14 protein-coding genes and 1 pseudogene are annotated in these 9,269 nt (G+C 22.4%); 8 read left to right on the forward strand and 7 right to left on the reverse strand.

All coding sequences use genetic code 11. The features are described from left to right. Positions 1-512: 512 nt before the first annotated feature. From LUA84_RS01865 to LUA84_RS01875, 3 genes are read left to right on the forward strand one after another with little or no spacing between them, the layout of a single operon-like run. Entirely contained in the window at positions 513-830 is a 318-nt protein-coding gene (locus LUA84_RS01865) for a hypothetical protein (RefSeq protein WP_231434181.1), read from the forward strand. Then, positions 805-1,125: a hypothetical protein gene (locus LUA84_RS01870; protein ID WP_231434182.1), complete on the forward strand. Its 321-nt coding sequence runs from the start codon at positions 805-807 to the stop codon at positions 1,123-1,125. Before LUA84_RS01865 ends, LUA84_RS01870 begins: the two co-directional genes overlap by 26 nt. A 17-nt stretch (positions 1,126-1,142) precedes the next feature. Then, complete coding sequence (locus tag LUA84_RS01875) at positions 1,143-1,364, forward strand: ASCH domain-containing protein (RefSeq protein ID WP_231434183.1); 222 nt, start codon at positions 1,143-1,145, stop codon at positions 1,362-1,364. A gap of 578 nt (positions 1,365-1,942) precedes the next feature. Here the strand turns inward: LUA84_RS01875 and LUA84_RS01880 are convergent. The 5 genes and pseudogenes from LUA84_RS01880 to LUA84_RS05215 all read right to left on the reverse strand — a co-directional run. Beyond that, positions 1,943-2,158, reverse strand: coding sequence for a hypothetical protein (locus LUA84_RS01880; RefSeq protein WP_231434184.1), 216 nt, complete (start codon positions 2,156-2,158; stop codon positions 1,943-1,945). A gap of 493 nt (positions 2,159-2,651) precedes the next feature. Further along, complete coding sequence (locus tag LUA84_RS01885; RefSeq protein WP_231434185.1) at positions 2,652-3,065, reverse strand: DHH family phosphoesterase; 414 nt, start codon at positions 3,063-3,065, stop codon at positions 2,652-2,654. Further along, positions 3,062-3,271, reverse strand: a complete 210-nt coding sequence (locus LUA84_RS01890) for a 30S ribosomal protein S15 (RefSeq protein WP_256443592.1) — start codon at positions 3,269-3,271, stop codon at positions 3,062-3,064. The genes LUA84_RS01885 and LUA84_RS01890 overlap by 4 nt, the downstream gene beginning before the upstream one ends. A gap of 31 nt (positions 3,272-3,302) precedes the next feature. Then, the gene (locus LUA84_RS01895; RefSeq protein ID WP_231434187.1) at positions 3,303-3,455 is read right to left on the reverse strand and encodes a hypothetical protein; all 153 of its coding nucleotides are present in this window, start codon (positions 3,453-3,455) and stop codon (positions 3,303-3,305) included. Between the two features lie 32 nt (positions 3,456-3,487). Beyond that, positions 3,488-3,682: pseudogene (locus LUA84_RS05215) on the reverse strand (YbhB/YbcL family Raf kinase inhibitor-like protein); the annotation flags it as partial. A gap of 396 nt (positions 3,683-4,078) precedes the next feature. On the opposite strand from LUA84_RS05215, the gene LUA84_RS04200 reads away from it, so the two are divergent. Together LUA84_RS04200 and LUA84_RS05220 are read left to right on the forward strand one after the other, a co-directional pair. Further along, positions 4,079-4,318, forward strand: a complete 240-nt coding sequence (locus tag LUA84_RS04200; RefSeq protein ID WP_256443507.1) for an archease — start codon at positions 4,079-4,081, stop codon at positions 4,316-4,318. Positions 4,319-4,367: 49 nt separating this feature from the next. Then, positions 4,368-4,568, forward strand: a complete 201-nt coding sequence (locus LUA84_RS05220; RefSeq protein WP_457913345.1) for an archease — start codon at positions 4,368-4,370, stop codon at positions 4,566-4,568. A gap of 108 nt (positions 4,569-4,676) precedes the next feature. Here the strand turns inward: LUA84_RS05220 and LUA84_RS01905 are convergent, their stop codons facing one another. Further along, positions 4,677-5,204, reverse strand: coding sequence for a hypothetical protein (locus LUA84_RS01905; protein ID WP_231434188.1), 528 nt, complete (start codon positions 5,202-5,204; stop codon positions 4,677-4,679). Between the two features lie 21 nt (positions 5,205-5,225). After that, positions 5,226-5,447, reverse strand: coding sequence for a hypothetical protein (locus LUA84_RS01910; RefSeq protein WP_231434189.1), 222 nt, complete (start codon positions 5,445-5,447; stop codon positions 5,226-5,228). A gap of 1,860 nt (positions 5,448-7,307) precedes the next feature. Here LUA84_RS01910 and LUA84_RS01915 point away from each other — a divergent pair. The 3 genes from LUA84_RS01915 (at position 7,308) to LUA84_RS01925 (ending at position 8,761) form a co-directional block, all read left to right on the forward strand. Continuing rightward, positions 7,308-7,709 carry a hypothetical protein gene (locus LUA84_RS01915; protein ID WP_231434190.1) on the forward strand — a complete coding sequence of 134 codons (402 nt, stop codon included), beginning with the start codon at positions 7,308-7,310 and terminating at the stop codon, positions 7,707-7,709. A gap of 348 nt (positions 7,710-8,057) precedes the next feature. Then, entirely contained in the window at positions 8,058-8,390 is a 333-nt protein-coding gene (locus LUA84_RS01920; RefSeq protein ID WP_231434191.1) for a hypothetical protein, read from the forward strand. Positions 8,391-8,518: 128 nt separating this feature from the next. Continuing rightward, positions 8,519-8,761: a hypothetical protein gene (locus LUA84_RS01925; RefSeq protein WP_231434192.1), complete on the forward strand. Its 243-nt coding sequence runs from the start codon at positions 8,519-8,521 to the stop codon at positions 8,759-8,761. Positions 8,762-9,269 lie beyond the last annotated feature (508 nt).

A 9,269-nucleotide genomic window follows, 5' to 3' on the forward strand; every position in this document is an offset into this window, starting at 1 on the left:
TATATATTAATGGGAAGAAAATTATTATTGAAAGAAAATCTATATAATTAAATTCTATTATTCCATATATAAGTGGTGTAAACATAATCTGGAAATATGAAAAGAATCCGGTTTTTCCAAGTATTTTTGCAATCTTTTTTCTTTTTATAGATGCTATTAATATAAATAAGGATAAAAATAAGAAAAATAATGTTATAATAAATTTATTATAATCATTAAGTTCATTATCTAAATATAAATGTCTTAACCAATCTATAGAAACCCATGAAAATATAATACTATTTGCTAAAGAGTGTGAATACCTAAGTTCTTTTCTTTCTACGAAGAATTCCATTGCAAACCATNTTATAAAAACTGGATATGTAACCCATATAATTTNNATATTTGAAGTGTAGATATAAATATTGTTGAGAATGCTTGAAATATTGATGTTATATCTATCATTATAATAAGTAAAAAATTTTGAAATATTAAAATATTAATTTTTAAATATAAATTTTAGAATAAAGTTTATGGGTCTAGATATATTATATATATTGATTGTAATATTTGATATACTCATTTCTATATGGAATGCATATAATGCTGGAAAAGCTTTGGAATATATGAAATTAAATAATATAGAGAGTGATTGGCCAAGAATGGTTGCATATTCTACATTGGTATTATCATTTGCACGTGAAGCATATGGTAATGCATCATTATTATCAATTGTAGCATATTATTTAGGATATATTGATATATATACATTATTAGGAGTTCTTTCATTTTCATTTTTAGTATATGGATTTTTAATAATATTGTTTGGCAATTATTGTAACTGTAATTAGTATAATTGTTGCATCAAAAACAAAAAGGTTCTTTGATATATTTATTGCAATATATAATAGTATTGCTGTTATTTGGGATATATATAGTTATATAGAAGGATTTTCTACACCAGTTAATATATTAAGAAACCAATTTGGTAATGAAGAAAGAAATTCTCAAGGAGTATTTATTTTAATAATAATTGCTGCAGTATTAATTGCAGTATTTATGGTATATGAGGCATCTATATATGGTAAAGCTTCTGTATATAAGGTAGAAAAATCATATATACAACCATCACCAATTGAAAGTTAATGAAGCATTTGCAATTTTTGGGGAAATATATAGATGATATAATAAAGGGGAATAAAAATTTAATTATAAGATTATCAAAGGCAAATTTAAGGATTGGAGATATTTTTATTTTACATGCTGGGGGAAAAGTAATTGGAAAATTTAAGGTAAAAAATATATATACAAAAAAATTATATCAAATAACAGATGAAGAAGCAAAAAGAGATGGTTATAATAATAAAGAAGAATTAAGTAAATGATTTAAAAAGAATATATAAAAGATTAGATTTAAATAGAGAGGTTGAAATTATAGAATTTGAACCTATAGAAATAATAAATAATATATCTTCTGAGGAATTTGCATGGGGTGGAAAAAAGATTGATTTAATCGAATTAGCAAAATTAATATTAAAATATGATGAAAAATTAAATGAAAAGGAAAGAAAACTATTAAATATTTTAATTGAAAGTGGGAGTTTAAGAAAGGCTGCAATTAAATTAGGAGGATTAAATAAAAGATATATAATTAGGAAAATATTAAAGAAGGGATTTTATACATTAAGGGAAAAGAAAATCATATAATATTTTCTTGTCTTAAATTTATTTTTAAATTTTTAATAAATTCTTCATAATTATTTATATCTAATAAAAAACCTCCAAAGTTATCAAAACTAGAATAATGAAATTAAATTATTATCAAACATCTTTTTCAATATATTATTTATTAATTTTTTATTTTCATCTTTATTTGTTCTAATTATCCCTCTATAAAAATTATTTACTTTATATAATAAAGCAATAACCCTCCCATTTATAATATTTTCTTTAATTAAAAGATTTAATAATAGAGATAAGAAATAGCCATTTCCATAATTTTATTTACAATTTTTATTATCTTTAATCCATTTTCATCTTTTATTTGTATATTATTATTTATTATATCATATAATAATTTTGAAAATTGTAATCTCAAATTATTTTCAGATTCTCTTAAAATATCAATATTATATTTTTTAAAGAAATATAATATCCCTTCTCTTTTATTTTGTTTCAATTAATCCTTCAATATCATATAATAATTCTAATAAATCTCCAATCTCTTCATTTTTATTAATATTTATATTTCACTTATTAGATCATCTGTTCTTTGTAAATTATATTTTAACTTTAATTTTAGTTATACTGCTAACTAATTTTTTAATATCTTCTTCAGATAAAACTTTGAAAAATATGCCTGCAATTCCTTTATCCTTTGTATTTAATTCTTTTACTAATTCTAAAGCTTTTTCATCACTTCCAGAAATGTTTGGAATATAGAAATTAAATGGAGANNNTAATACTTTATATAAAGGTTTTGTAAATATACCTGGAATATGTATTCCAGTATATTTTGATAATATTTCCCTATCGATTAATTCATTTAGTACTTCATTATTTGGTTTATCAAAATCATATAAATTTCCAANNAATGATAAATATAAAATATTTTTATCATATGGATTTAAACTTTGATATAAATATAAAATATATTTGATGTAGATATTTCTTTATAACCATGCAAATTCAAAAATATTTGGATTAAGATTTACAACATTATTTAATTCAATATCTTTTACTGTTGTAAAATGATGATCTATAATATATATCTTTTTATTTAAATCCTTATTTAACTTTATTACATCATCTGAAAATATGGATCCAGTAACTAAAAATATTATGTTATCATATTCATACCCACTTTCACCTAAAAATAAATTATTAACTTCCTTTTTACTTATATAATCTAAAAATGTTAGATGAACTTCAGAATATTTTTCATATAGATATTTTAATAAAAATATTGATGAAGATAAACCATCAGGATTTAATGAAGATATAATCAAAAAATTTTGCTTATTTTCTACTGACTTATTTATTCTATTAGATATTTCTTCTATATAAGATAAAAATCTATTGTTCATGAATATCCATACATCTTTGCTATATCTCTACTATATTCAAATGTTTGTGGTAATTTTTTATTTCTCTCATAATATTTTATTAAACTTTTTACTCTGCTTTCTAATTCTTCTAATTTTTTCTTTGTTTTAATATCTTTTTTATGTAATTCTAAATGTTTTAGCATCATATTTATTTTTTTGAATAAATATAATAGATCTTCTGGTATTTCTTGTTTTAAATTTAAATCTTTTGTTGCATTATTTTACTAACTTTTTAGCTAATATTTCTTTAACCTTTATATTATATTTTTCTTTTAATTCTTTTCCAAATTGTGATGGAGTATACACTTTATTCCATAATTCTTTTATTATATCATTAATTTGTTCTTTTGATATTTGATTATTTTCCAATACTGGTTTAAATGATAAAAATATTAAAAAAATTATCTTTCATACGTACCTATAAAGTATCCATATCCAACAATATTTTCATCTCTTGCATATCTAATAAAATCTTCAAAAAACCATCCATCTATATATAATTCTTTATTTAGAAATAATATTATTGTATAATATCTATGTTTACCATGACCTCTTGGAGGACATGGACCAGCATATCCAATTTTTCCAAAATCATTTCTACCCTGATAATTTGTACATCATCTATTTTAACAATTCTTTCTTTCTTAATTCTTAGAGGTAATACTTTTTATTGGTTTATTTATATATGCAATCCAATGTCTAAATATACCACCAGGTGCATCGGGTCATTCTGCAAATAATAACATGCTTTTTGAATTGTTTGGTATCTCTTCAAGGAATATTGAAATGATATGTTTTTTCCTTCGCATGTATAATCCTTTGGTATTTCTCTAAATCTCTAAAGGAACTTGCCTATATATTTACTTTTATTGCACTGTCAGGTATTTTTATATCCAATATTTCCATAAAATATATTTATTTAAAAATTTATATATTTATCTTTTATGATGAGAATCTAAAATCTGAAAAATGATGAGTTGTCGGTCTACTGATTGATAAAATTATTTAAAAATATTTTTAATATGACTGTTTTGAGAGACTATGAATATGAAGATCATACTGCAGATATAAAGATTGTTGGTTATGGGAATACACCAAAGAGAGCAATTGAGGCATTAATATTGGGAATGTTTAATATTATATATGATAATGAGAAAGTTGAGAAAAAAGAAGCGAAACAATTTATAAATGAAGGAAAAAATATATTAGAAATTATATATAATATGTGGTAAAATATGTTTAGAGGATGTTTTTTATAAAGATAAGTTTGCTGTAAGAGATATAAGAGTAAAAAATTTAAAGAAAGTTAGAGTTGAAAGCAAGAAATATAAATGGGTATGTAGATTTGAAGTTTATGGAGAGAAATATGATAAAGAAAAGCATGGATTTAAAAAAGAAGTTAAAGCAGTCACTTTACATGATATAAATATTACAAAAATAATGAAAACATATTGGAGTACAGAAATTGTTGTTGATGTCTAGCTTTCTTGTTCTTTTTTAGCTTCAAAATATTTATACAATGGTATGTTGCCAATTAAATAATATAATCTATCTAATATTATTGCAATAGATAATACAAATGCAAATTCATCAACAGAGTGGTTCTGGTACTATAAAATATAATAAAAGTAATGTGTATAATGCGATAATCTCCATTAGCATTCCAACTCTAAATGACATTCTTACTCTTTCAATAAATGGTTTATCTTTTTCCTTTACTATATTTGTTGATAATACTACATTATTATCAATTGCAAATCCTAGAATCAATAACATTCCAATAAATCCATTTGCTTCAATAGGATATTTTGTAATAGATAATATTGCTAACAATCCAATAATATCAAATAATATTGTAGATATTATATTTAGGGTAATCCTAGAAGCTCTAAATGCTATAAATATTACAAATGCTGTAAGTACTATTGCTAAAAATACGAAAAATAAAAATTGATGAACTATAAGACTACCTACTAAAGAACTATAATGTTGTATTGATATATCTGTAGGTAGCAAACTAATATTATAATCTTGATTTAATAAATTAATTAATAATGTTTCATTTATTTGATTTCCAGATTCAATATAAATAATATTTCGGTGTATTATATAATACATAATTTGTTATATTCATTTTATTCAATGCATTTTGTATTTCTGAATTCTGTTAAATGTAAAATTATTATTTATAAATGTTACATAACCTCCAGAAATTGTAATAGATTTATTAATTATATATCCATATTTAAAATAATTGAATAATATTATTCCAGCAAATATTACAAATATTACTATGGAAATTAATAGAAACTTCTTATAATTATTTTCTATAAATGATAAGATCTTCATTAATAGGCTCATTTTTTACATATTCTTAAAAAAATATATAAACTTATATTTTTCATAATAGGTATATGAGATCATTGAACTATTTAGTAGAAATAATATTGACCGTATCTTTAATATTGGTATTCTTAACAAACTTACAATTTCCTCAAGTCCTTCATATTATATAAACTAATTTAATAAAAAATATACATTATATACAGCTTTAGCAAATACTTATAATAAGTAAATTTCTTAGTTTTTTAGAAACAAATCAATTCGATGTATTGGCTTCAATATATAANAGAATTCTATCAAATTATTTCAATAGTTATGATTTAAAACAAACGATAGATTATAGTTTAAATTTTTATAATACTTATAATTCAACATGTTATGAATTCTTATTTCCATTTCCATATTTTGGAAACAATTTATTATATTCATTAAATATAATTGAGAAGGTTAATAACTTTTTCTTAATATATAATTCTCAAGGAAAAATATGTGGAAATTTTGCATCAAGTGATGATTGGTATGGAGTAATAATATCTAGTTATTCTAGTAATAATTTATCTATATATTTAAATTTAACAAATGTAACAAGTTTTGTTAATTATACTATTGATCCATATTCATTTTATGCATATAATAATGATTTATATCCAATACAAATTCAATATTTAAATGTATCATATGTTAATACATCTAATAAATAGATTCCTTTAATAAATATATCTTAAATTTGCCAAATGGATATAGTCAACCAATAATAATATTATTTAGGGCTGAAAATAATAATTTTAATTATTTAAATTTAACAAACAATTATCAATTGGTAAATAATTTACCTGCATAAATTAGTACAATATGCTGTATTTCCATTTAGTTGGGAAACATTATATATTTCTCCTCAATGTTTAGATCAATCTAATGTTATATCATTTACAAATAATAATCAATATTTTAATTTAACAAATTCATCAGATTATCCTCCTGTACTATCTGGAAAAACTTCAATAACAGTTGTTGCCTGGATTTATATAAATAGTTATTATTCTTCTTCTTGTGCTGATGGAGAAAATTATATAAGTGCAATAGTTCATTTACCTGTTTTAAATGATTATGCTGGCTCTACATTTAGACAGATTATAATACCAAATAATGGCCAATATTATTTGGGAATAGACGAAAGTTATGATGTTGGATATTTACCAAATTATTCTTACCAATGGATCAATGGGTAGTTGTTTTTTGTGAATATAATAATAGTAATGGACAATTTTATGGAGGATTTATAAATCAAAGTGGAATATACTATGGTCAATTGGTACCTTATCCTGGTTATTCATCTTTACAACCTTTAAATTTATATTATCCACCAAATGAAACATTATATTTAGTAACNNCTACAACAATGTATTCACCTCAGTGTACATTTTTAGGAACATAGATATGTAATTGCATTTTACAAGAAACCATTAACAATAAATCAGTATAGAAAATATATATTATTCAGAAGATTTTAATTATTATAATCCAGTATTAATTTATTATAGCAAAAATTATAACCCAAGTACGGGAATATTATATGGAAATGTGCCAAATTATAATATGCAACCATATAAAATCCTAAATCTACTAAATTTTGTAAAACATATTCTCAATTAATAATAGATTATTCAATCCCTCCAAACTATCAGAATAATATATTATCTTCAAATATAAATATTAGCCAATATTATCATGTAAATGTTTATTATTCAAATCAATTAATACCAATAATATTGTATAATTAGAGGAATTATTTTAATGTAAAGCCAGTACCAAGTGGATATAAATATAGTAGCAGTATAGTTTATCCATATGGCTTAGGATATTCTAAATTCTCTGTATATGGCTCGTAGTCAATTATATTTATATACAATTGTTGTATTATTATTAATTTTATTTTATTTTGTTTCTAATTTAGATTTATTAGATAAAGAATTTAAGTTTTATTCAGATACTTATCCTCAATATGGAGAAATATATAAATTATTATATGGAAATGATATATTTGAAAATATATTAAATTTGTATGGATCTACATTAATTCCATTTACTGTTTATTATAATTGTTCATATAATATTATACAAGTTCCAAATTATTTTAATTCAACACATGTAATTGTAGTAGATAATGTTTATAATGTATTACCTTGTAATGCATCAAATAATTTTGTAGTAGATAAAATAATAGATAATTATTCTATAAGTTCTTCTAGTACTGGATATTGTATATTTAATGCGATATGAAGTATCTAATCCATATTTTAATAATCAATTTGAAGGAACTGGAATGTTGCCATATGATGTTGTATTTTATCCACAAAGTATATTTACTATAAATGGATAATTATTTAAATAATTTATATAATTTGGAAGAAAATGTGATTTTTCAATATTTGAATAATTATAAATGTATTGCTGGAGAAATAAAGTCTTTAAGTGTTCAGAAAATATTAAAGTGGAATTTCTGAGAACTTTTTAAATATATCAAACGCTCAATTGAATAATAATATAATATCAGTAAATATTACTAATAATGATATATGTCCAATTGAGTTAAATAAGATATATTAGATAATTATAATATACCATCATTTGGAAATAATTTTAATACATCTTCTACATAGTTATTTAATTTATCCAGGTCAGCAAATTGTTGGATATTATCAATATAATAATGATGATTTATATTTTTGTTTAGAATCTTTAGGTAATGAGATATGTACACCAATTAATAATTTATCATTACAATATTATGTTCCAATAACATTATATAATTCTCAACCCATTTCAACTCCCGAACCTTTCCAACAAGATATAGCAATATGCACTGAAAGAATTAATATTGGTAATAATTTTGCATATGTAAATAATATAATATTATTTAATCAAATTAACATCAAATGGACAAAATGTAATGTTCTTTAATCCAAATAACGGACAATAATTTTATTCATGGTATGAAGGTCAATTAGTAAATGGAAATACATATTGTGATGTATGGTGGGTAAATATTCCAAATGGAATACCTGCTAATGGTAATTTTGTAATTTGATATGGCGATTGGAAGTTATAATACAAACTGTTATTCTCAATATTATACATATGTTGGTGCACCTATACAAGTTTTAGGTACTTCTCAATATGATAATGGTAATTATGTAGTTAATTATTATCAGAACTTTGGAAATTTAAGTTCATTACCTCCAAATTGGGCATATGTGTGTGGTAATCAGTATAGTGTTTCTTTTTCTACAAATTATACAATTATTCCGCCTACTACTTCAATGGGTTTATAATGATTGGTATTACTACTATAGTAAACTTTACTATGCAAAATAATATTATTCAAATCTAAGTTTCTATTCCAACTACTAGTGGTACAATGTGGGACATTATAGATTTAGGAGTAGGTGGAACAAATCCACCAACTGGAAATACGTATTTCGGCAGTGGTGGAGGGATAATTTCTGGTGGTAATAGATATGGTGCCGCATTTTCATATAATAATATAGGAACCGCTGGTGAGTTTAAATTATTTGTAGGAACTTCTAATGTAGGAAGTACACCATATAGTTATGTTCCAACAATATATGAAATTGGATTTTCTAGTAGTTATACTTATTTCTTAGTAAATTATACTCAAATATTAAGTACTACAACAATACCTGGTTCATTTAGTTTACCAATAACAGTAGCGCAACAGCAATCAGGTAATAATATATACTTATATTGGGTTTTATTAAGATCATTGCCACCAAATGATGTAATGCCCTCAATTTCTATAGGATCTGAAAGTTCCTGGCC

This window comes from Candidatus Nanopusillus massiliensis (assembly GCF_920984865.1).